This is a genomic window from Halopseudomonas salegens (assembly GCF_900105655.1).
Classification (GTDB): Bacteria; Pseudomonadota; Gammaproteobacteria; order Pseudomonadales; family Pseudomonadaceae; genus Halopseudomonas; species Halopseudomonas salegens.
The window spans coordinates 1,472,499-1,493,407 of the sequence record NZ_LT629787.1; the positions used below are offsets into that span (position 1 = coordinate 1,472,499).

General features: G+C 57.3%; 17 protein-coding genes. 6 read left to right on the forward strand and 11 right to left on the reverse strand.

Features of this window, described 5'->3' with window-relative positions:
- Positions 1-46: 46 nt before the first annotated feature.
- From BLU07_RS06520 to BLU07_RS06535, 4 genes are read right to left on the reverse strand one after another with little or no spacing between them, the layout of a single operon-like run.
- Positions 47-928 (reverse strand): DMT family transporter, encoded by an 882-nt coding sequence (locus BLU07_RS06520; RefSeq protein WP_092385305.1) that lies wholly within the window; start codon positions 926-928, stop codon positions 47-49.
- Between the two features lie 5 nt (positions 929-933).
- On the reverse strand, positions 934-1,554 hold the full coding sequence (hflD, locus tag BLU07_RS06525) for a high frequency lysogenization protein HflD (RefSeq protein WP_092385307.1): 621 nt from the start codon (positions 1,552-1,554) through the stop codon (positions 934-936).
- Positions 1,551-2,678, reverse strand: coding sequence for a tRNA 2-thiouridine(34) synthase MnmA (gene mnmA, locus BLU07_RS06530; RefSeq protein ID WP_092385309.1), 1,128 nt, complete (start codon positions 2,676-2,678; stop codon positions 1,551-1,553). Before mnmA ends, hflD begins: the two co-directional genes overlap by 4 nt.
- Position 2,679: 1 nt before the next feature.
- Positions 2,680-3,114, reverse strand: coding sequence for an NUDIX hydrolase (locus BLU07_RS06535; RefSeq protein ID WP_092385311.1), 435 nt, complete (start codon positions 3,112-3,114; stop codon positions 2,680-2,682).
- 372 nt (positions 3,115-3,486) lie between these two features.
- On the opposite strand from BLU07_RS06535, the gene icd reads away from it, so the two are divergent.
- Complete coding sequence (gene icd / locus BLU07_RS06540; protein WP_092385313.1) at positions 3,487-4,743, forward strand: NADP-dependent isocitrate dehydrogenase; 1,257 nt, start codon at positions 3,487-3,489, stop codon at positions 4,741-4,743.
- A 73-nt stretch (positions 4,744-4,816) separates the two neighbouring features.
- On the opposite strand, the gene cspD is transcribed toward icd, so the two are convergent.
- The gene (cspD, locus tag BLU07_RS06545) at positions 4,817-5,080 is read right to left on the reverse strand and encodes a cold shock domain-containing protein CspD (protein ID WP_092385315.1); all 264 of its coding nucleotides are present in this window, start codon (positions 5,078-5,080) and stop codon (positions 4,817-4,819) included.
- Positions 5,081-5,371: 291 nt separating this feature from the next.
- Between cspD and clpS the strand changes: the two genes are divergently transcribed.
- Positions 5,372-5,734 carry an ATP-dependent Clp protease adapter ClpS gene (gene clpS, locus BLU07_RS06550; RefSeq protein WP_092385317.1) on the forward strand — a complete coding sequence of 121 codons (363 nt, stop codon included), beginning with the start codon at positions 5,372-5,374 and terminating at the stop codon, positions 5,732-5,734.
- Positions 5,735-5,771: 37 nt separating this feature from the next.
- Positions 5,772-8,042, forward strand: coding sequence for an ATP-dependent Clp protease ATP-binding subunit ClpA (gene clpA / locus BLU07_RS06555; RefSeq protein ID WP_092385319.1), 2,271 nt, complete (start codon positions 5,772-5,774; stop codon positions 8,040-8,042).
- Between the two features lie 36 nt (positions 8,043-8,078).
- Here clpA and xthA read toward each other — a convergent pair whose 3' ends face one another.
- Positions 8,079-8,894 (reverse strand): exodeoxyribonuclease III, encoded by an 816-nt coding sequence (gene xthA / locus BLU07_RS06560; RefSeq protein WP_092385321.1) that lies wholly within the window; start codon positions 8,892-8,894, stop codon positions 8,079-8,081.
- 151 nt (positions 8,895-9,045) lie between these two features.
- Between xthA and BLU07_RS06565 the strand changes: the two genes are divergently transcribed.
- A complete protein-coding gene (locus BLU07_RS06565) occupies positions 9,046-10,752 on the forward strand; it encodes an autotransporter assembly complex protein TamA (RefSeq protein WP_092389643.1) in 1,707 nt (568 codons plus the stop codon).
- On the forward strand, positions 10,749-14,489 hold the full coding sequence (locus BLU07_RS06570) for a translocation/assembly module TamB domain-containing protein (RefSeq protein ID WP_092385323.1): 3,741 nt from the start codon (positions 10,749-10,751) through the stop codon (positions 14,487-14,489). The genes BLU07_RS06565 and BLU07_RS06570 overlap by 4 nt, the downstream gene beginning before the upstream one ends.
- Before the next feature lie 15 nt (positions 14,490-14,504).
- On the opposite strand, the gene BLU07_RS06575 is transcribed toward BLU07_RS06570, so the two are convergent.
- Both BLU07_RS06575 and BLU07_RS06580 read right to left on the reverse strand, forming a co-directional pair.
- On the reverse strand, positions 14,505-15,584 hold the full coding sequence (locus BLU07_RS06575; RefSeq protein WP_197675076.1) for a saccharopine dehydrogenase family protein: 1,080 nt from the start codon (positions 15,582-15,584) through the stop codon (positions 14,505-14,507).
- 176 nt (positions 15,585-15,760) lie between these two features.
- A complete protein-coding gene (locus BLU07_RS06580; protein ID WP_092385325.1) occupies positions 15,761-16,675 on the reverse strand; it encodes a pirin family protein in 915 nt (304 codons plus the stop codon).
- A gap of 215 nt (positions 16,676-16,890) precedes the next feature.
- On the opposite strand from BLU07_RS06580, the gene fnr reads away from it, so the two are divergent.
- Complete coding sequence (gene fnr, locus BLU07_RS06585; RefSeq protein WP_092385327.1) at positions 16,891-17,622, forward strand: fumarate/nitrate reduction transcriptional regulator Fnr; 732 nt, start codon at positions 16,891-16,893, stop codon at positions 17,620-17,622.
- Here fnr and BLU07_RS06590 read toward each other — a convergent pair.
- From BLU07_RS06590 to BLU07_RS06600, 3 genes are all read right to left on the reverse strand, one after another.
- A complete protein-coding gene (locus BLU07_RS06590) occupies positions 17,595-18,746 on the reverse strand; it encodes a GNAT family N-acetyltransferase (RefSeq protein WP_092385329.1) in 1,152 nt (383 codons plus the stop codon). The two genes, fnr and BLU07_RS06590, sit on opposite strands and share 28 nt — an antisense overlap.
- Before the next feature lie 224 nt (positions 18,747-18,970).
- Positions 18,971-19,678 carry a DUF2057 family protein gene (locus BLU07_RS06595; RefSeq protein ID WP_092385331.1) on the reverse strand — a complete coding sequence of 236 codons (708 nt, stop codon included), beginning with the start codon at positions 19,676-19,678 and terminating at the stop codon, positions 18,971-18,973.
- Between the two features lie 187 nt (positions 19,679-19,865).
- On the reverse strand, positions 19,866-20,897 hold the full coding sequence (locus tag BLU07_RS06600) for a porin (RefSeq protein WP_231701701.1): 1,032 nt from the start codon (positions 20,895-20,897) through the stop codon (positions 19,866-19,868).
- Between the last annotated feature and the right edge of the window lie 12 nt (positions 20,898-20,909).

Consider the following 20,909-nt stretch of genomic DNA (forward strand, 5'->3'; position numbering starts at 1 on the left):
GAGGCGCATGATACACCAGCCGGGCGAGGGCGTCATGAGTCAGCGTTTATGGTTTGACCGCTGGGGCTCTGCCCGGCATCAGCACGCTGAGCATGGTTGAACCAAAAATCAGTGCGGCACCGAAGAAGGAGGCAAGTCCGGGTATTTCACCCCAGAGGAACCAGGCAAAAACACCGGAAAACACGATAGCCAGATAGCTCAGCGGTCCGATCTTGCCAGGGGGCGCCAGGGTATAGGCCTTGGACATGACGAACTGGCTGGTGGTCGCCAGCAAGCCAATGCTGACCAGTAGAATGATTTGCTGCTGATCCAGCGGCTGCCAGGCCCAGAGCATGGGGATCGCTGAAATCAGCGTGGAAAACGTGGTGAAATAGAACACCATCCGAATCGCCGGTTCGGTATTGCTCATGGCGCGGATCGAGACAAAGGCGCAGGCCGCCAGCAGGCTGGCCGCCACACCGGCCAGCGCCTTGACCTCGAAAATCGCGCCACTCGGCTTGGCCACCAGCAAGACGCCGACAAAGCCGATCAATACGGTAAACATGATGCGCGGGGTCAGCGATTCGCGCAGCCACCACCAGGCCAGCAGCGGGGTGAAAACCGGGGCAGAGTAGGTGAACAGCATGGCATCGGCCAGCGGCAGGTGGGCGATGGCATAAAAGAAGCAATACATGGCCGCCAGGCCATAAAAGGTGCGCATGAAATGACTGCCGATGCGTCGGGTCTTGAAGGGTGTCAGGCCTTTGAGCAGAAACAGCGGAAGAAAGAAGAAAATACCCACAAAGTTGCGAAAGAACACCACGGTTTCGTTGTTCACGCCGACCGAGACCTCGCGGATCATCACCCCCATGATGGCGAACAACAGGGCGGACAGGCCCAGCAAGAGCGCGCCTTGGCGCGGCTGATCCAGCCGGGTGATTTCAACCATGCCGGTCAGACATGTTTGACCGACCTGACGGCTTCCAGCAAGCGCTTGCGATAGACCAGCAAGTGCCAGCGGTGGCCACCCAGTTGACGCCACAGGCGTGCAGCACGAATGCCTGCCAGCAACAGGCCGCGAATGCGATTGGCCGTATCGGCCTGTTGCAGGTAACGCATGTCGCCCTGCACCTGAATGCGCATGCGCAAGGTACTCAGGGTGTCCTGGTAAAGACTGCCAAGGCTGGCCCAGACATTGTCATGGTTGGCGCCGAAATGCTCGACCTGGTTGTCGATTTGTGCCATTCGCTGCCCGAGCACTTGCAGCATATCGTCACGCTTGGACATTTGCCGTTCCAGCGCAATCAGGTTCATTGTGTAGCGCAGAGCATCGCGTTGCAGGGCAGCGCCGTCACGCGCGAGCATGGCTTCCAGCGCGTCCAGCCCCTGGCGAATGTACTGGGTGTTGCCACCATAGGTGTCCAGCACGGTTTCCGGGTTGCGGTTGAGAATGCTGCGTACCATGCAACTGGCAGGGCCGTCGTTCAGCGTACCGTTGCGCGCAAGCTGGTCGACCAGCAGGCAAGCCTCGAAGATGGCGGCGAGGGCGACAGTTTGCTCTTCATAGCGAGTCATGCAGCATCCTCTGCAAAGGCGGGTTCTGCGGTTTCAATAACGCCGCCACCGAGGCAAACATCAGCGTCATAGAAGACTACTGACTGACCAGGCGTTACTGCACGCTGGGGCTCATCGAAGCTGACACGATAACCCGTGGCGGTCTTTTCCAACAGGCAATGCTGATCTGGTTGGCGATAACGTACCTTGGCCGTCAACCGTCTTGGCTGGCTCAGGTCAATCGGGTTGACCCAATAGATTTCACCGCAGGTCAGGGCGGATGAAAACAGCCAGGGATGATCGTTACCCTGACCGACAATGAGTACATTGCGGGTCAGATCCTTGCGCAGCACGTACCAGGGGTCGTCGCTGGCCCCGGCCAGACCGCCAATACCCAGGCCCTGGCGCTGGCCGATGGTGTGATACATCAGGCCGTGGTGACGGCCAATGACCTCGCCGGCAGTGGTTTCAATGTCGCCCGGCTGGGCCGGCAGGTATTGCTTGAGGAAGTCACTGAAGCGACGCTCGCCGATAAAACAGATGCCGGTGGAATCCTTTTTGCGAGCGGTGGCCAGGTCGTATTTCTCGGCGATACGCCGGACCTCCGGTTTCTCCAGTTCACCCACCGGAAACAGGGTGCGAGCAAGCTGCTCACCGCCGACTGCGTGGAGGAAGTAGCTTTGGTCCTTGTTGTTGTCGAGCCCACGCAGAAGCATGGTCTGCCCTTCACGATCGCCGCGTCGGCAATAATGCCCGGTCGCGATCAAGTCGGCGCCCAGCGCCAGGGCATAATCGAGAAAGGCCTTGAACTTGATTTCACGGTTACACAGGATGTCAGGGTTGGGTGTGCGTCCGGCTTTGTATTCATGCAAAAAGTGTTCGAACACATTGTCCCAGTACTCGGCGGCGAAATTGGCCGTGTGCAGGGTGATCCCGAGACGATCTGCCACCGCCTGGGCGTCGGCCAGGTCTTCCTTGGCTGTGCAGTACTCGGTGCCGTCGTCTTCATCCCAGTTCTTCATGAACAAGCCTTCCACCCGATACCCCTGTTCAAGCAACAGGGCAGCCGAGACGGAAGAATCGACACCACCGGACATGCCGACGATCACGCGAGTTTCAGCGGGGCTTGTGGGTAAGGTGTTCATATCAGCGAATCACTTCCAGTGGGTAATGCGGTTTGTGGCGATAGTCATGCAGGCAGTCGAGTACCAGGTAACTGCGCAGTTCATTGCGTCGACGTTCCAGCTCGTCCAGGGTCAGCCAACTGGCGCGAACGATACCCTCGTCCAGGCTGAGCTCCGGATGATGCTCAACGGTTTTTGCGGTAAAACAGACGCGCTGGTAGGTCTCGCCATTGGCCGCCTTGAACAGATAGATTCCGGTCAGGGCTGTGGGTTGAACGGTCCAGCCGGTTTCTTCCAGGGTTTCCCGGACGGCGGCTTCGATGAGACTTTCGTCGGCTTCCAGATGCCCCGCCGGTTGGTTTATAACCAGACGCTGGCCCTGCATTTCTTCGACCATGAGAAAACGGCCGTCATGCTCGACGATAGTCGCTACGGTAAGGTGTGGATTGAATCCCATGCCTGCCTCCTGAGGTGGCCTGACAGGGTAGCGTATTTACCCTGTTCGGGTGAACAGTGGATGGGCTTGTTGCTGCCTTTTGAGCGACTGGCAATGTGGGCAAAAGTGACTAGGCTGGAGCACAAAGTATTTGCAGAGGGCGGGAGGGCGATATGTAGTTGAACTACATATGCTTATGTTTCCCGGTTATGCCGGCCGGTAAACAGCAATAATGTTGCAGAAAATTACACCTTGCATGGCGTTTCACACGAAAATGCGTGACTTTTTGTAGGAAAACTACAACAATATGCGCCAGCAAAACACCAGCTTTTAACAGGACGCCTAATTATCCATTCGGCGTCCAGTGACAACGACACAACAACGGAGTCAAACATGGGATACCAAAAGATCCAGGTGCCGGCCAGCGGCGACAAAATTACCGTCAACGCCGATATGTCTCTCAACGTACCCGATAACCCGATTATTCCTTATATTGAAGGCGACGGTATCGGTGTCGATATTTCTCCGGTGATGATCGACGTTGTCGATGCCGCCGTCGAGAAAGCCTACAGTGGCAAGCGCAAGATCTCCTGGATGGAAGTCTATGCCGGTGAGAAAGCCACTCAGGTATACGACCAGGACACCTGGCTGCCGGAAGAAACGCTGGAAGCAGTCAAGGATTATGTCGTTTCCATCAAAGGGCCGCTGACCACGCCGGTAGGCGGTGGCATTCGCTCGCTGAACGTGGCTCTGCGTCAGCAGCTCGACCTGTATGTCTGCCAGCGTCCGGTACGCTGGTTCGAAGGCGTGCCCAGCCCGGTGAAGAAGCCCGGAGACGTCGACATGGTGATCTTCCGTGAAAACTCCGAAGACATCTATGCCGGTATCGAATTCAAGGCCGGCACGCCGGAAGCGGAAAAAGTCATCAAGTTCCTGATTGAAGAAATGGGCGCTACCAAGATCCGTTTCACCGATATGTGCGGTATCGGTATCAAGCCCGTGTCCGAAGCCGGTACCAAGCGACTGGTGCGTCAGGCGCTGCAGTACGCTGTCGACAATGACCGTGACTCGGTGACCATTGTGCACAAAGGCAACATCATGAAGTTCACTGAAGGTGCCTTCAAGGACTGGGGTTACCAGATCGCGGCTGACGAATTCGGTGCCGAGCTGCTCGACGGCGGCCCCTGGATGCAGTTCAAGAATCCGAAGACCGGCAAGACTATCGTGGTCAAGGATGTCATCGCGGATGCCATGCTGCAGCAAATCCTGTTGCGCCCGGCTGACTATGACGTGATCGCCACCCTGAACCTGAACGGTGATTACCTGTCCGACGCCCTGGCTGCAGAAGTCGGTGGTATCGGTATTGCTCCGGGCGCCAACCTGTCTGACAGCGTTGCCATGTTCGAAGCAACCCACGGTACTGCGCCCAAGTATGCAGGTCAGGACAAGGTCAATCCGGGTTCTCTGATCCTGTCAGCCGAGATGATGCTGCGTCACATGGGCTGGGTCGAAGCCGCTGACCTGATCATCAAGGGTGTCAACGGCTCTATCGCCAGCAAGACCGTGACCTATGATTTCGAGCGTCTGATGGAGGGAGCTACCCTGCGCAAGTGCTCGGAGTTCGGTCAGGACATCATCGCCAGCATGTAAGGTGGTTTGATGCACAAAAAAGCCGGCTCGATGCCGGCTTTTTTGTATCTGCTGTCAAGCCAAGGCCTGACGCTCAACCGTACTGGCTGGCCAGCTCCGGTGTTTCAGCCGCCTCGTCAGTGGCAGCGATTTCTTGCTGGTTCTGAATGTTGACTGCGTGCAGCCCCTTGGGGCCCTGAATGATCTCGAAAGCGACAGGTTGGCCTGCCTTGAGCGTTTTGTAACCGTCCATTTGAATGGCTGAGTAATGCGCAAAGAGATCTTCGTCATGTCCATCAGCTACGATAAAGCCGTAACCTTTGGCATTATTGAACCATTTGACCTTACCATTTTTCATACTGCTTCCCTCTGTTTGCCCTGTACTGCGCAGGTGACCGCTAAACAAATTGAGCGCAAAACTGCAAAATTTACGCACATCCTGTGAGATAATCGGTTCAGAGCTTGTGGCGAGAGTGGCCGAAAATGACACTCGTGGGCACAAGATGACCCTTGAGTCGTACTCATTTACACTTTTTAACACTGAACTTCGGTAAGTCAAGCAGGCCTCTGGCAAGCTGTGAACTAGTGCACACTTTTAGTCCAAAGCCTGGCGTTACTGACGACTTTCCGCTCAGAGACAACGGAATTCATGCCTTTATTCATCAACGACAACCCCGTACTGCACAATGGCCCTGACGAACCGGACTATGCTGATGATCACGGCATGGCGGTTGAGACCAGCAAGCCGGAACTGCAACCACCATCGCGATACCAGGTGGTCATGATGAACGATGACTACACACCAATGGATTTTGTCGTCGAGGTGCTGGAACATTTTTTCCATCACACGCGGGAATCGGCTACACAAATCATGCTCAAGGTCCATACTGAGGGTAAGGCAGTTTGCGGTACCTACAGTCGGGACATTGCAGAAAGCAAGGCGGCGCAAGTCAATGACTATGCCAGGGAGTGCCAGCATCCGCTGATTTGCGAAATTCAGCGGGAAGCGTAATAAAAGCGATTCGATCGCAAGAGAGTGAGGTGGCATCATGCTCAACAGAGATCTGGAGATCACCCTGAATCTGGCATTCAAGGATGCTCGAAACAAACGCCACGAATTCATGACCGTCGAGCACTTGCTGCTGGCCCTGCTCGACAACCATTCGGCGTTGGCCGTATTGCGCGCCTGCGCTGCCGACCTGGAACGCCTGCGCCGTGAACTGACGGAGTTCATTGATTCCACAACACCGCTGATCCCGCGCCACGACAGTGAGCGGGAAACTCAGCCGACCCTGGGCTTTCAGCGTGTATTGCAACGTGCCGTATTTCACGTGCAAAGCTCCGGCAAGGGTGAAGTCAGTGGCGCCAATGTACTGGTAGCCATTTTCAGCGAGCAGGAAAGCCAGGCGGTGTTCTTGCTCAAGCAGCAGCAGATTGCCCGCATTGATGTGGTCAACTTCATTTCCCATGGCATTTCCAAAGTGGCTGAAGACAGCGAGCAGGCTGCGCCGGGAGACGCCGAAGGTCTGGATGACGAAGCCGATAGTGGCGGCACGTCAACCAACCCGCTGGATGCCTACGCCAGCAATCTGAACGAGCAGGCCCGCCAGGGCCGGATTGATCCACTGGTTGGCCGCGCAAGTGAAGTGGAGCGGGTTGCGCAGATTCTGATGCGCCGTCGCAAGAACAATCCCTTGCTGGTGGGTGAGGCCGGGGTGGGTAAAACCGCGATTGCAGAAGGGCTGGCCAAACGTATTGTCGATGGCGAGGTGCCGGATATTCTGACCGAGGCGGTCGTTTACTCACTGGACCTCGGCGCCTTGCTGGCCGGCACCAAATACCGGGGCGACTTCGAGAAGCGCTTCAAGGCGCTGCTCAAGGCATTGCGTAAAAAGCCCCAGGCGATCCTGTTTATCGACGAGATTCACACCATTATCGGCGCCGGTGCGGCTTCGGGTGGCGTTATGGATGCCTCCAACCTGCTCAAGCCGTTGCTTTCCTCCGGGGAGATCCGTTGTGTCGGGTCGACGACGTTCCAGGAGTTCCGCGGCATCTTCGAGAAAGACCGCGCCCTGGCGCGCCGCTTCCAGAAGGTAGATATCGTTGAGCCGTCGGTGAGTGACACCGTGCAGATTCTCAAGGGGCTGAAGAGCCGTTTCGAGGAGCACCACGGTATCGGTTATACCGATGAAGCCCTGCGCGTCGCTGCCGAATTGGCGTCACGTTACATCAATGATCGGCATATGCCCGACAAAGCCATTGATGTGATTGACGAGGCGGGTGCCTATCAGCGCCTGAAGCCGGTGGAAGAGCGTGCCGAACGTATTGATGTGGCGGAAGTGGAAGCCATTGTCGCCAAGATTGCACGCATCCCGCCAAAACACGTCAGTTCCAGCGACAAGGAGCTGCTGCAGAATCTGGATCGCGACCTCAAGCTGGTGGTGTTCGGCCAGGACGAGGCCATTGGTGCACTGTCGACGGCGATCAAGTTGTCCCGTGCCGGTCTCAAGGCCAGTGACAAGCCGGTGGGTTCTTTCCTGTTTTCCGGTCCGACCGGGGTGGGCAAGACCGAGGTTACCCGTCAGTTGGCCAAGAGCCTGGGTATCGAACTGGTGCGCTTTGACATGTCCGAGTATATGGAGCGGCACACGGTATCGCGCCTGATCGGTGCTCCACCTGGTTATGTCGGTTTCGATCAGGGTGGTTTGCTGACCGAGGCGGTCACCAAAAGCCCGCATTGCGTGCTCTTGCTTGATGAAATCGAGAAGGCGCACCCGGAAGTCTTCAACCTGCTGCTGCAGGTGATGGACCATGGCACCCTGACCGACAACAACGGGCGCAAGGCGGATTTCCGCAATGTGGTACTGGTAATGACCACCAATGCCGGGGCGGAAACGATGAACCGGGCATCCATTGGCTTCACGCAACAGGACCACAGTACCGATGGTATGGAGGTGATCAAGAAAACCTTCACGCCGGAATTCCGCAACCGTCTGGATGCGATCATTCCCTTTGGCCGCCTGAACCACGACAGCATCAAGTTTGTGGTCGACAAGTTCCTGACCGAACTCCAGGCGCAACTGGAAGACAAGCATGTCCTGCTGGATGTTGACGAGCCAGCCCGCGACTGGCTGGCCGAACATGGCTATGACCCGCAGATGGGCGCGCGCCCGATGGCGCGTCTGATTCAGGACAAGATCAAGCGGCCGCTGGCTGAGCAGATCCTGTTCGGAGAGTTGGCAGAGCAGGGCGGTACTGTGCACGTCAGTCTGCGCGATGGAGAGCTGGTGCTGGATGTGCCGGAAGCAGAGCTGGCCTGAGCCGCTCTGCTGCCTGGTTCCGGTTTACGGGTCACTTCACAGCGTGAAGCTGGCCCAGACCGGTGCGTGGTCTGACGGCTTTTCCATGCCGCGAATCGCATAATCGATGCCTGCTTCCTTGCAGTGCTCGATCAGGCTGTTGCTGGCCAGCACCACATCTATTCGCAGGCCGCGTTTGGGTGTGTCGGCAAAGCCCTTGCTGCGGTAATCAAACCAGCTGAAACGATCATCCACCTCCGGGTACAGATGCCGAAAGGTGTCATGCAGCCCCCAGTCCTTCAACCGTTGCAACCACGCGCGCTCTTCCGGCAAAAAGCTGCACTTGCCGGTTCGCAACCAGCGCTTGGCATTCTCGGCACCAATGCCGATGTCGCAATCCTGCGGCGAAATATTGATGTCGCCCATGATCACCAGGCGTTGTTCCGGCTGGTGATGCTGCTCAAGGTGTGACTGCAGGTCGGCATAAAAGCGCTCCTTGGCCGGAAACTTGATCGGGTGATCGCGGCTTTCACCCTGAGGGAAATAGCCATTGAAAATGATCAGTGGTTCGCCATCGGCACAGGGAATGGCGGCGCTGATCAGGCGTTTCTGGGCATCTTCGGCATCCGTCGGCAGCCCTTTGTTGACCCATACCGGTGTGTGGCGGGTGAGCAGGGCAACCCCGTAATGACCTTTCTGACCGTGGTAGTAGACCTGATAGCCCAGCGCTTCAACCGCCGCCAGTGGAAAGGCTGGATCGTCAACTTTGGTTTCCTGCAGTCCGATCACATCCGGTTGATGGCTGTCGATAAGCTCAGAAAGTTGATGCAGTCGTGCTCTTATTCCATTGATATTGAAAGATATTATCTTCATTCTTTGCCCTGTTTATGGCGCTTCGTTCAGCCTTTGGTCGGTCTGATAGTAGTCTGTTGCAACGATTTTCACGGACATTTTTGCCGGTAACCGGCGACACGCATGGTAGCATTCTATGCTGTTATATCCCGTCCCAAAGCTGAGTCAATTCATGCTGCGTGTTGTCATTGCCACTTCCTTGTTATTCGTTGCTGGTGCGGCCTGGGCGCAACTCGATGTGCGGGTTGAACCATCCAACAGCGAAGTCAGGGCCAATATCGAAGCTTTTATTGGCGAGCTCAAGGCCGAATCGCGACGTGACATGTGGCGTCTTGCCCGCCACAGCCGTGAGCAGGCGGAAAACGCTGCCCAGGCGCTGGGCTATTACAATGCCCGCATTCGTCCGCAGGTCGAGGGGCCGGATGATGCTCCCGTGCTGATCCTGCATGTCCAGCTTGGCGAGCCGGTTCGCTATGATCGGGTCAATATTCGTGTCGTCGGTCCCGGTGAAGGTACCCGCGAGTTTGCTCTGCCGTCGAGCGATCGTCTGCGCTCGGGAGAAACGCTGCACCATGGTCATTACGAAAGCCTCAAGTCGCTGATCCGTAATCAGGCACTGCGTTACGGCTACTTTTCCGGAGGTTTCAGCCAGCAGCGAATACGGGTCAATCCTCTGGCCAATCAAGCCGACCTGGACCTGGTCTACCGCACCGGTGAGCGTTATCGACTCGGCGAGGTCACTTTTACTGAAACGCCTTTCAATGAAGACCTGTTGCAACGCATGGTCAGCTTCGAGCCGGGAACGCCCTATGATGCCGATCTGATTGCCAGCCTGAATCGTGATCTGTTGTCGGCGGGTTACTTCGAGAGTGTGCAAGTGTCCGCGCCGAATGCCCAGGCAGTGGATGGCGTGATTCCCGTCCAGGCCGATGTGCAGGCACGCAAGCCCCATTCGTTGGGCTTTGGTGGTGGTTTTTCTACCGACGTCGGCCCGCGCGCGCGGGCCAATTGGACCCAGCACTGGTTGAATGCCCGCGGGCATTCCCGGGGTGCCGAGATGGAGTTGGCCGGGCCTCGGCAAAACCTGAGTGGCTACTATCAGATCCCCCTGACGCCGCCGATGAGCAACACGCTGCGGTTTGTTACCGGTTACCAGCGTGAAGACATCGATGATGTGGAAAGCCAGAACCTGACGGTGGGTGCCCAATGGCAACGCCGGCTGGACAGTGGTTGGGAGCGGGTGGTCGGTCTGCGACTGGAACAGGAAAAATTCTCTGTGGGGAATGATCGCGGCAACAGTACCTTGTTGATTCCCAGCCTGTCTTTCCAGCGAGTGCGCTCATCCGGGGAGATCGATCCGACCCATGGATGGAGCGTGCAATTTGATCTGCAGGGTGCAAAAGAGGGGGTGGTGTCGGATATTGACTTTGTCCGCGTCAATTCCACGGTCAAAGGCCTGTATACGCTGGCGGACAAGCATCGTTTCCTTGGCCGCGTTCAGGGCGGCGCTATCGCCAGCAACAGTTTTTCTCGTGTGCCACCCTCATTGCGTTTCTTTGCTGGCGGCGATCAGAGCGTACGCGGTTATGCCTATCGCAACCTCTCGCCACGCGATGAAAGTGGAGACCGCATCGGGGCGCGTTATCTGGCCACCGGTACGCTGGAATACCAGTACGAATTCCGTTCCGGCTGGCGAGCGGCGACCTTTGTCGATCACGGTAACGCGGTTGACAGCTGGGATGACCCGCTGAAAACCAGCGTGGGTGTCGGTATTCGCTGGGTCTCGCCGGTCGGTCCGATCCGCTTTGATGTGGCGCGTTCAGTGAGCGACCCGGATGAAGGTTTCCGACTGCATTTTTCCATGGGGCCTGATCTGTGATTGTTTTTCTGTTCAAGACGCTGGTGCGCGGAATTTTTCTGCTGGCGATGTTGCCGCTGCTGGTGGCGTTGCTGCTGACCAGTGAAAGCGTCAATCGCTGGCTGTTTGAACAAGCCCAGCGGTTTGAACCGCGCTTGCAGATTGAAACCGTTTCCGGACAGTTCTGGAAGGGGTGGCAGTTATCAGGCGTCAGCTGGGAAGATGATAACCTCAGCGCCGAGGTTGATAGCCTGGAGCTGGGCTGGTCGGCCAATTGTCTGTTCGGCTTGCGCCTGTGTATTGATCAACTGGCGATCGGCAACGTGGTGCTTGATATCAGTCCGGGCGAGGAAGCGTCAGAACCACGCCCGGAACGAATCGATCTGCCCACCGTGGACTTGCCGCTCAGCATACAGATTGATCAGCTCTCGCTGGCCAGCTTGCGTCTGAACAGTGATGACGCCTTGTTGCAGAATGTGCAGTTGATGGTCTCGGCCAGGGGCGATGTGGTGCAGGTACACCATTTCAGTGGCTCGGCAATGGATATCGGCTGGCAGCTGAATGCCGAGCTGCAAACCAGTGGTGATTGGCCGGTAATGCTGCGCAGCGATGTTCGCTTGCCGGACATCGATAATCAGCCGATGACGGCGGCTATACGCCTGGACGGTAGTCTGGCCGAGCTGGATGTAGACGTGCGGACTCGCGGCTATGTGCCTGGCAGGCTTCAGGGGCAGGTGTCACCCTTGCAAGCCAGTCTGCCGCTCGACATGCGCTGGCAGGGCGATCGTTTTCTTGCGCTCAGTGAATTGCCCGCCTCGCTGACCATGGAACAGTGGGCGCTGAAGATTGCCGGCAATCTGGATGAGGGGTTTGCGGTTACGGGGGATGCCGATTTTCCGGGGCAGGGCGAGGGCGATGCGGTACGCGCCGAATGGCAGACCCGCGTCACTCTGGAGCGGGCAGAAGAGCTGCAATTGCGGCTGTATGCCGCTGAGGACCCGGAGCGGCAGCTGACCTTGACCGGCAATGCCGACTGGTCAGGCAGCGAGCCACGGGCTGATGTGCAACTGAAGTTGCGTGATTTTCCCTGGCAACGGCTGTACCCGCAGGATCTGGGCGATATCAGCCTGCATGCACTCGACATGAATGCCGAGGTCGTCGGTATGGCGGTGCAGGGCGACCTGGCTGCCGACCTCAGGGGCGTCGCCAACCAGGAAGTCAGCCTGAGCCTGCGCGCAGATGCCAGCCCGGAGCATGCGGCCATTCGTGACCTGTTGGTAACCACTCCCGCCGGCGTGGCTACCGGCAAGGTAGACCTTCAGTTGCAGCCGGCACTGAACTGGCAGGCCGAGCTGCTGCTGGATGGTATCGATCCTGGCGTTTTTGTGGCCCAGCTGCCCGGCCAGCTGAGTGGCCCACTGACCAGCCAGGGCAGCTTCGAGCAAACCCTGGCGTTGCAGGCCAACTGGGCCCTGGAAGGGCAGCTGCGTTCACAACCTTTGAGCCTGAGCGGTACCGTCGATCTGGATGACGGAGCCTGGGAGGTACCCGAGTTTGAATTGGTGCAGGGCCAGAATCGCATCAATGCCCAGGGCTATTGGCGTGATCAGGTGAGCGCTGCGATCAATCTCGAACTGCCCGATATGCATACGCTCTGGACCGGCCTCAGTGGAGAAATGGCGGGCGAGGTGACCTTGAGTGGTCCGGCTGATGCCGTAGAGGTCGTCAGTAACCTGAATGCGCGGCGCCTGGGGTACAACGATGTTCACCTCGTGGGTCTTGAACTTGAATCCGCGCTTACGTTGAGTGATGAACTGCCCATGCAGCTGGATCTCAGCGCCAGTCATTTACGCCAGGCGGATACCCGTATTGGCAACCTGGCGTTGTCTCTGCAAGGAAACAAGGCCAGTCACGAATTGAACCTGGGCGTGGACCGCGGACCGCTGGACGTTGATCTGCTGGTCAGCGGCGGGCTGGATGACAACGCCTGGCGTGGCCGGATTGCTCGGGGCGAACTGGCCAGTGAAGAAATGATCTGGACGCTGCAGGATTCCGCTGCACTGGATTATCAGTTGGCCAGCGGCAGTCTGACGCTGGGTCAGCACTGCTGGCAACAAGACCGTGCCGCACTGTGCTTTGACGGGGAGCAGGCCCTGTTGCCAGAGCAGCGTATCGATCTGACGCTGCGCGATTTCGCTTTGGCCTCGTTGCAACACCTGATGCCGGATGATATTGACTGGAATGCCACGCTGAACGCTGATATTGCCTTCACTCAGCGTAGCGGCCAGCAACCCGTCGCCGAGGTTGATGTGCGCAGTCAGGGCGGGGTAATAACCCTGCAGAACCCGGAGCAAAGCCTGGAGTTCGCCTATGACGAGATCAGCCTCCGGGGTGATCTGATGGCCGAGCAGGCGAACACCCGAATCCGTATTATCAGCGAAGGTATTGGCGAGCTGCTGGTGGATGCCGAGATTGCTGATCCGGTTGGTGCCCAGACGCTGTCGGGGCGTTATGAGGTGCGTGGGCTCAGACTGGACATCCTGCGACCATTCCTGCCGCAGGTCGAGAGCTTGCGCGGCCAGATCAATGGCAGTGGCGAACTGGCCGGCACGCTGACCGAAGCCGATATCAGCGGCAATCTGGTATTGGCAGATGGTCATGTCAGTGGTCGTGAACTGCCGATCAATATGGATGATCTGCATGTGGATATCCGGATTGATGGCCAGCGCGCCGATATTGATGGTCGTTGGCGCAGCGGTAGTGAAGGGCAGGCAACGCTGGATGGACATGTTGCCTGGGCGCCGGAACTTGATTTGTTGCTCACCCTCAAGGGCGCGGATTTGCCGGTGGTGATCGACCCCTATGCCGATTTGCGTGTGAGTCCGGATCTGCGCGTTGAACTGGCGGATAACCGCCTTGATGTCACCGGCCAGATAGCCGTGCCGGATGGCGATATCGTAGTGCGTGAACTGCCTGAACAGGCCGTTCGCCAATCATCGGATGTGGTTATCGTTGGCGTTGATGACGCCGAAGAGGAGGAGGGGCCATTACCCCTGGATATCAATGCCACGGTGCGCTTGTTGATTGGTGATCAGCTGCGCTTTGAAGGCTTCGGCCTCACCGGGCGTCTCAGCGGCCAGTTGCAAGTGCAGGAAAACCTCAATGCAACGGGCGATCTGAATATTCTTGATGGACGCTACCGGGGTTACGGCCAGCGGCTGAATCTGCGCCGCGCCCAGATCCTGTTTGCCGGACCCATTTCGCAACCCTTCCTGAATATCGAAGCGATCCGCAAAGTCGATGATGTCACGGCCGGGTTGCGTCTTACCGGCCGCGCTGATGCACCGCAATCAGAAGTGTTCTCGGAGCCTGCGATGGCTCAGGAACAGGCTCTGTCCTACCTGATCCTGGGCCGCCCGCTGGGCGGCGATGGCAACGGCGACAACAACATGCTCGGCCAGGCGGCCCTGGCACTGGGCATGGCCGGCAGTGCCCCCTTGGCACAAAACATTGCCGGCACCCTGGGCATTGACAACTTCCAGATCGAAACCGAAGGCAGTGGCCTGACCACGCAGGTTGTAGCAGCTGGCTACCTGACCGAACGCCTGAGTCTGCGGTACGGCGTGGGTGTGTTTGAACCCGCCAACCAGATTGCCTTGCGCTATGACCTGACCAAGCGGTTGTACCTTGAAGCCGTCGGTGGCCTGGCCAACTCGCTGGATTTCTTCTACCGGATTGATTTTGGCGATACCGAGTAGCTGTCTCGGGAGTTGTCAGCTGATTTCCAGTTGCCCTGATTCCGGCAGGCGGGTGACCAGATCGGCCCCAACCAGCTTCGAGGGTGTGTAGGCTCCGCCAGCAGGCTGGCTATGCATCAAATGGTCTACCACGGCCAGAGAACCGGTGACCGTCAGGCTGTAGCCATTGGCCGTGCGAATGCGGGCTGTTTTCTTTTCACCCCGATCATTGACCGCTTCGCCCCAGACAAAACTGGGCATTTGCGCCCGTTTTTGTTCGTCCGGGCCTTTCACCGTTTTGGCAATACGCGCCTTGATCAGCGTCTGTACCAGGGATAGCCCCAATAGCGGGCGAATGTAATTTGCCCGCTGCGCGCTCTTGATCAACTGCGGCGTGCCGGGAATATAGACCTCTATGTTGGGAATGCCGGTGGAATGATAGGCCGTGGAGACATCGCCCCAGGGAATGGTCATGGCGTCTTTTTCACCGTCACCAAAGTCTATCCGGCGGACCTGGTAGGCCAGCGGGACTGACACAATCTTGCCATCGCGGCGCACTTTGCCTCCTTCGGCCAATCCCTCAACCGACGTCTTGGCGGTGCCCGGGGAAAAACCGGAGCGTGAATCGAAGCCCAGCGCCAGATGGGTTGCATCGGGCAAAGCCGCTTTCAGTGCAGCAGCAACGCAATCGGTCGGGATGACATCAAAACCGACACCGGGGCACAGCACTATGCCGGCTGTATGTGCCTGATCGTGCAGCGACTGAGCCAGTTCAAAGACAGAAATTTCGCCGGTGATATCGAGATAATGCACGCCCGCAGACAGGCAGGCCTGCATCATGGGCCTGGCAGTGGATGAAAACGGTCCCGCACAGTTCAGCACCACAGCAACATCCTTGAGCGCTTGCGCAACGTGCTCAGGATCGTCGAGATCAAAGGCTGTTGCTGGCAGACCCAGTTCACTGGCCAGCGGCTGTATCTTCTGTTGGCTGCGACCGGCGAGAACGGGCGTGAGTCCACGTTTGACGGCCTCGCGCGCAATCAATTCACCGGTGTAGCCATTGGCGCCATAGATCATCCAGGGCTTGTGTGCTTGCTGATCGTTTTGATTGTTCATCGGGTGCTCCTGATCGATTGCCTGCCAAGAGGTCAGGCTTGATGTTGTGGAGATTAGCATGGCACCGGGCATACAGCTAACTTCGTATAATGTATATTATGTTAAATAGGATAACAGGTAGTAAAAGCTATCACGCTGGCACTGCCTCTATTCCTCTATTTGAATTCGAGTTCAGCCTACGGGTAAGCAATATACTCATCTTCATCAGCCGGCACTTTGGCGAACCGCCCTGACTGCCAATCGGCTTTCGCTTGCTCGATCAGTTCCTTGCGGCTGGCGACAAAGTTCCATTCGATAAAGCGTTTGCCCAGAGGCTGACCACCGATCAAGGCGATCTGCGTGTTCTCATTGGCCTGAATCTCAAGCTGCTGCATATTGCTCAGAATTGCCATGCTGCCTTGTTCCAGCACGCTGCCGGCCAGCTTTACGGCACCCTTGACCACATAGAGTCCACGCTCGTCGGCATCGGGTAATTCAAGACGTTGCCCGGTTTGCAGCGACGCTTCCAAATACAGGGTCGGAGAAAACACCGGCACCGGCGAGCTGACGCCATAGGCCGAGCCCATCAGTACGCGCACGGTGACGCCGTTGATCTCTAAAGTTGGAATGCTCTCAGCCCCGACATGATGAAATGTCGGCTCGATGGTTTCCTGTTCGGCCGGCAATGCCAGCCAGAGCTGCAAGCCGTGCTGATCGTGCTCGCGATTACGCACGGCATCCGTTTCACGCTCGGAATGCACGATGCCGCGCCCGGCGACCATCAGGTTGATGTCGCCGGGGCGGATAGCCTGCTGAGTGCCCAGCGAATCGCGGTGCAGCATTTCGCCAGCAAACAGATAGGTTACGGTAGCCAGGCCGATATGCGGATGTGGCCGCACATTGACGCCCTGCCCGGCTGGAAACCGTGCCGGTCCCATCTCATCAAAAAAGATCCAGGGCCCGACCATTTTCTTCTTCGCTGTCGGTAGCAAGCGGCGCACGCTGAAGCCACCCAGATCGGCTGTGCGCGGCTGCAAAACCAGTTCGATGGCGCTGCAGGCGCCCTCTTCAGCCAGGCAATGACCATCCATTCCGTTCAGTAAATTGCTCATGCTGGTAGCTCGTTTATGGGCACTGACAACCAGTATGGTTTGTCGCTGCCCAACCGGCAACTGCCCGCGTTGAATCCTATACCCCCGGGCACATACTTGCTCTTACCCGGTTGCCAACGGGTTGCTGATCAATAATTGCCGGGGTATATGGCAATAAGGGGTGTGATGCACTAGCATGAAGCACATCGTCAAGACTGCGCTACAGGAAGCACACCGTGTCTACAACTATCCCCCTGCGTCGTGTGGCTGAGCCACACTGCAACGAGTGCTCTTTGGTTTCGCTATGTCTACCCACCGAATTGACCGATAACGAACTGATCCAGGTTGACCAGATCATTACCCATGGTCGTACCCTGCAACCGGGCGATGTGCTTTTTCGCCAGGGTGAACCGGCCTTGTCGGTATTTGCTCTGCGCTCAGGCTCCTTGAAAAGCGTTGCGGTAACGGAAAAAGGCCAGGAACAAATCACAGCCTTTTATTTGCCGGGGGAAATGGTCGGTTTGTCTGCTTCCGAAGGTGAAGAATATCCGGTCACCACAACGGCCCTGGATACCAGTGCGGTATGTGAAGTCTCATTTGCTCGCCTGGATAACCTGAGTTCTCACCTGCCTACCCTGCGGCGGCATTTCCTGAAGTTGATGAGCCGTGAAATTCGTGACAGTCAGCAAATGATGTTGTTGTTGTCGAAAAAAACCGCCGAACAACGCCTGGCTACCTTTCTGCTCGATCTGTCAGCGCGCCATCGAACCCGTGGGTATTCCGCCACCAGTTTCCGTCTGGCCATGTCACGGCATGATATTGCTGACTATCTGGGGCTGGCGGTGGAAACGGTTTCGCGGGTGCTGACCCGTTTTTCCCAGGCTGACCTGCTGGTGGTGGACGGCAAACAGATCGATTTCAACATCGCCCCTGGCGATTTCTATGCACGGGTCGAAGAATTGTTCTGATGATCGCTCTGCCGATACGGCAGCACTTCGCGCGCTTCTTGATGATAACGTTGCACGCCTGCGCGCTCGCGTAGGAGAAAATCGGCTACTGCCTCATGCAGCCCCGATTGCAACTTGTGCCATGATTGCGTCAGCACGGGTTCAAAACCACGAATCAGTTTGTGCTCACCCTGAGCGCCGGCATCAAAACGTTGCAGGTTCAGTTCGATGCAGCGTTGCATGCCTTGGTAGAAACAGGTTTCGAAGTGCAGGCGGTCATACTCCTCCAGGCAGCCCCAGTAGCGGCCATAGAGTGTATCGCTGTCACTGAGAAATAGCGCACCTGCAACCTCCCTGCCCTGATGGCAGGCAAACAGCAGGTGAATCTGTTCCGGCATCGCGGCTGTCAGGGCAGTAAAAAAGGCGGGAGTCAGATAGGGTTGCTGACCGCGCTTGTAATAGGTGGCCGCATAAAATGGGTAGAACATTTCCCAGTGGCCGGCGTCCAGCTCGGCTCCGGAACGCCAATAGAACTCAATGCCCTGCTCTGCTACAGCCTGCCGTTCCTTGCGGAAGTTCTTGCGCTTGCGGGAATTGCACTGGGCCAGAAAATCGTCGAACTCGGCGTAACCGCGATTGAACCAGTGGAACTGACAGCCGAGTCGCTGCAACCAGCCCGCTGCTTCAAGCTGCGCGTTCTCGTTGCCGGTATTGAACAGCAAATGCAGGCTGGATACCTGATCGTTTTGCAGGCAGTTTTCCAGGGTAGCCAGCAACAGGTGCTGGGCTGCAGCATCGGTGCCTAGCAGTCGTGGGCCCTGTACCGGTGAAAAAGGTACAGCCGACAGCAGTTTCGGATAATACGGCCGCCCTGCCCGCTCCCAGGCTTCAGCCCATTGCCAGTCGAATACGTACTCACCGTAGGAATGCTGTTTGGCGTACAACGGCAATGCAGCCAGCAACTCACCGTCAGTCGACTCGACGACGCAATGCGCTGGCTGCCAGCCAGTGGCAGCCGCTACTGAGCCACTGCTCTCCAGGGCTTGCAAGAAGCCGTGTTGCAAAAAAGGATAATCGCTGTCCAGCAAGGCATTCCAGGCACCCGGGGTGATTTGCGAGAGGCTGTCTAACTGGCGTATTTTCATCGCTCAAGCATGCCAGCAGCGCCGCCCTGCCGGCAAGCGGCTCAAGCGGCAAGCTTATGACAAGGCGTTGCCGCGTCTGGGCTTTTTTTCAGTGGTTCCCTGGCCTTTTGGGCGCGAAAACAAAGCTGAGTGTCTGCATTACTATTGCAGTACAACCAACTGATTTTATTGATAATCAGTTGGTTATCCATGTCCTGGTCTCAAGCCTTCAGCTGTCCGCTATCTTACTGCGCCCAGTCGAGGAATTGCTGACGGCTTTCCGGTGTGAGGAGCAGCCAGAGCTGCTGCAGGGTGGTCAAGGTCGCATCGGTGGCTGGCAGTGTTGCTGCCGGCTGGGCCTGGGTCGAAGGCTGGCTGACCGCTGGACGTGCAACCGGGGTATTCGGTTGAGTGTTGGCTTGCAGTGGCATAACCACGTTGTCCGCATCATCGGATGAGCTTTCCATACCGATCAATTGTGCCAGAGCCGACGTTGGGCGGTCCCCTGATCGGCTGGCGACACGTTCGCCGTCACGCTGATTGATGGCAGTTACTTCAAAGCGGCTACGCAGCTCGCGCGCCTGTTCCAGTGATTCAGGTTGCGTGTACTGCAGCATCCAGGCATCACCGGCGCTTCCGCTGAGGTTGATGATCGCCTGCCGCGAACGGATAACTTCATGGCTGATGCCACCGCCAATATCAAAGACACGCTTGTACATCAGTACGATCTCGTAGTCGCCGGGGAGCAGTTCGAGAGCTTGCTGGCCGCCAATCAGCCTGTTTGCGGCAGGGACACGCTGTCCATTGATGCTGGTCACTTCCAGGTCTTGCGGTATTTTGACTGTCAGCAGGTTACTACTGGCCTGTTCATTACCGGGGTACAGGCGCACGTTCGATTGTTGGGCGCAGGCAGTCAGAAATACAGCAAGAAAAATACAGAACAGGGCACGCATGAGAAGTCCTCAATCCGGGTGAGTACGATAAGCGACACCCTTTGGTGACCGCCTGGAGACGAGTTTAAGGCGATTTGATGACATTCAGATGACAAAAAACCGGGTTGATGCAGCGCTTGCGCACTGCCCCAACCCGGTTATCAATCCCTCGTCACGGAGCACACGCGAGGGTCAAACGGGGTGTTGCTCAGAAGTCGTAACGCAGACCGGCGGACAGACCTTTGGCGCTGTCGCCAGCAGAACCGTTCGGTGAAGCGCTACGAGCCTGGGACCAGGGAGTGACAGCAACGTTGTCGTCATTCTTGGTCCAGGCGTAGTTGGCGTAGACGCGCAGGGCGCTGTCCAGGCGATGTTCAACGCCGAAGGCATACAGGTCAGACTGGGTATCGTCAGCATCGGAGTCGCGCTGCATCCACATGCCGCGGATGTAGGTGCTCGGAGCGATCTTGAAGTCTGCACCCAGACCCCAGGTGTCAGAGGTCAGCGCATCGTTAACCGCCGGAGTGTCACCTTCATAGTCAACAGTCTGGAAGAAACCAACCACTTTGACTGCGTCGACGACCTTGTAGCCGATGGCGAAGCGAACCGCATCACGCTCGCCGCGTGAGGTGTCAGCTTCAAACTTTTCGTAGGCCAGTGCCGTGTCGACCGGGCCTTGCTTGTACGTCAGCGAGGTGCTCAGAGCATCGCCATCCGCACCGTCGATGGCTTCTTTGCCTTCATGTACCGAATAGGCGATGTTGACGCCAAAACCGCCCATGTCAGGTGTCGCGTAGTGGAAGGTGTTCGGCGTGCGCTCGTCGAAACGGGCATTGCCAAAACGGGTCAGGTTACGCATGTCACCGACCTGATCACCGAACAGGTTGGCCGGACCACGTGCCTTTTTGAAGGGGGTGTCGAACTGACCCAGGCGAACGCTGCCAAAACCACCGCGCAGACCGGCGAAAGTATCGCGACCGGCAAAGCTGGAGGTGCCTTCGTTGAAGTCAATTTGCTGTTCGATCTGGAAGAAAGCAGTGATATCGCCAACCTCACGGCTGCCACGGAAGCCCAGGCGCGATGAGTTGCTGGAAACGTTGACTTCCTTGTAGTCGTTACCATTGTCGAGATGATCCAACGACATGTGAACACGACCGTAAATGGATACATCAGCCGATGCCATCATTGGCATTGCAGCGGCAGCCCCAATAACAACCGCAAGCAGCTTCTTCTTCATCATAACTCTCCTTCA

Excerpts from the sequence above, each read along its gene's own strand:
- BLU07_RS06520 (WP_092385305.1), bottom strand. The coding sequence starts at position 928 with ATGGTTGAAATCACCCGGCTGGATCAGCCGCGCCAAGGCGCGCTCTTG.
- hflD (WP_092385307.1), bottom strand. The coding sequence starts at position 1,554 with ATGACTCGCTATGAAGAGCAAACTGTCGCCCTCGCCGCCATCTTCGAG.
- mnmA (WP_092385309.1), bottom strand. The coding sequence starts at position 2,678 with ATGAACACCTTACCCACAAGCCCCGCTGAAACTCGCGTGATCGTCGGC.
- BLU07_RS06535 (WP_092385311.1), bottom strand. The coding sequence starts at position 3,114 with ATGGGATTCAATCCACACCTTACCGTAGCGACTATCGTCGAGCATGAC.
- icd (WP_092385313.1), top strand. The coding sequence starts at position 3,487 with ATGGGATACCAAAAGATCCAGGTGCCGGCCAGCGGCGACAAAATTACC.
- cspD (WP_092385315.1), bottom strand. The coding sequence starts at position 5,080 with ATGAAAAATGGTAAGGTCAAATGGTTCAATAATGCCAAAGGTTACGGC.
- clpS (WP_092385317.1), top strand. The coding sequence starts at position 5,372 with ATGCCTTTATTCATCAACGACAACCCCGTACTGCACAATGGCCCTGAC.
- clpA (WP_092385319.1), top strand. The coding sequence starts at position 5,772 with ATGCTCAACAGAGATCTGGAGATCACCCTGAATCTGGCATTCAAGGAT.
- xthA (WP_092385321.1), bottom strand. The coding sequence starts at position 8,894 with ATGAAGATAATATCTTTCAATATCAATGGAATAAGAGCACGACTGCAT.
- BLU07_RS06565 (WP_092389643.1), top strand. The coding sequence starts at position 9,046 with ATGCTGCGTGTTGTCATTGCCACTTCCTTGTTATTCGTTGCTGGTGCG.
- BLU07_RS06575 (WP_197675076.1), bottom strand. The coding sequence starts at position 15,584 with ATGAACAATCAAAACGATCAGCAAGCACACAAGCCCTGGATGATCTAT.
- BLU07_RS06580 (WP_092385325.1), bottom strand. The coding sequence starts at position 16,675 with ATGAGCAATTTACTGAACGGAATGGATGGTCATTGCCTGGCTGAAGAG.
- BLU07_RS06590 (WP_092385329.1), bottom strand. The coding sequence starts at position 18,746 with ATGAAAATACGCCAGTTAGACAGCCTCTCGCAAATCACCCCGGGTGCC.
- BLU07_RS06595 (WP_092385331.1), bottom strand. The coding sequence starts at position 19,678 with ATGCGTGCCCTGTTCTGTATTTTTCTTGCTGTATTTCTGACTGCCTGC.
- BLU07_RS06600 (WP_231701701.1), bottom strand. The coding sequence starts at position 20,897 with ATGATGAAGAAGAAGCTGCTTGCGGTTGTTATTGGGGCTGCCGCTGCA.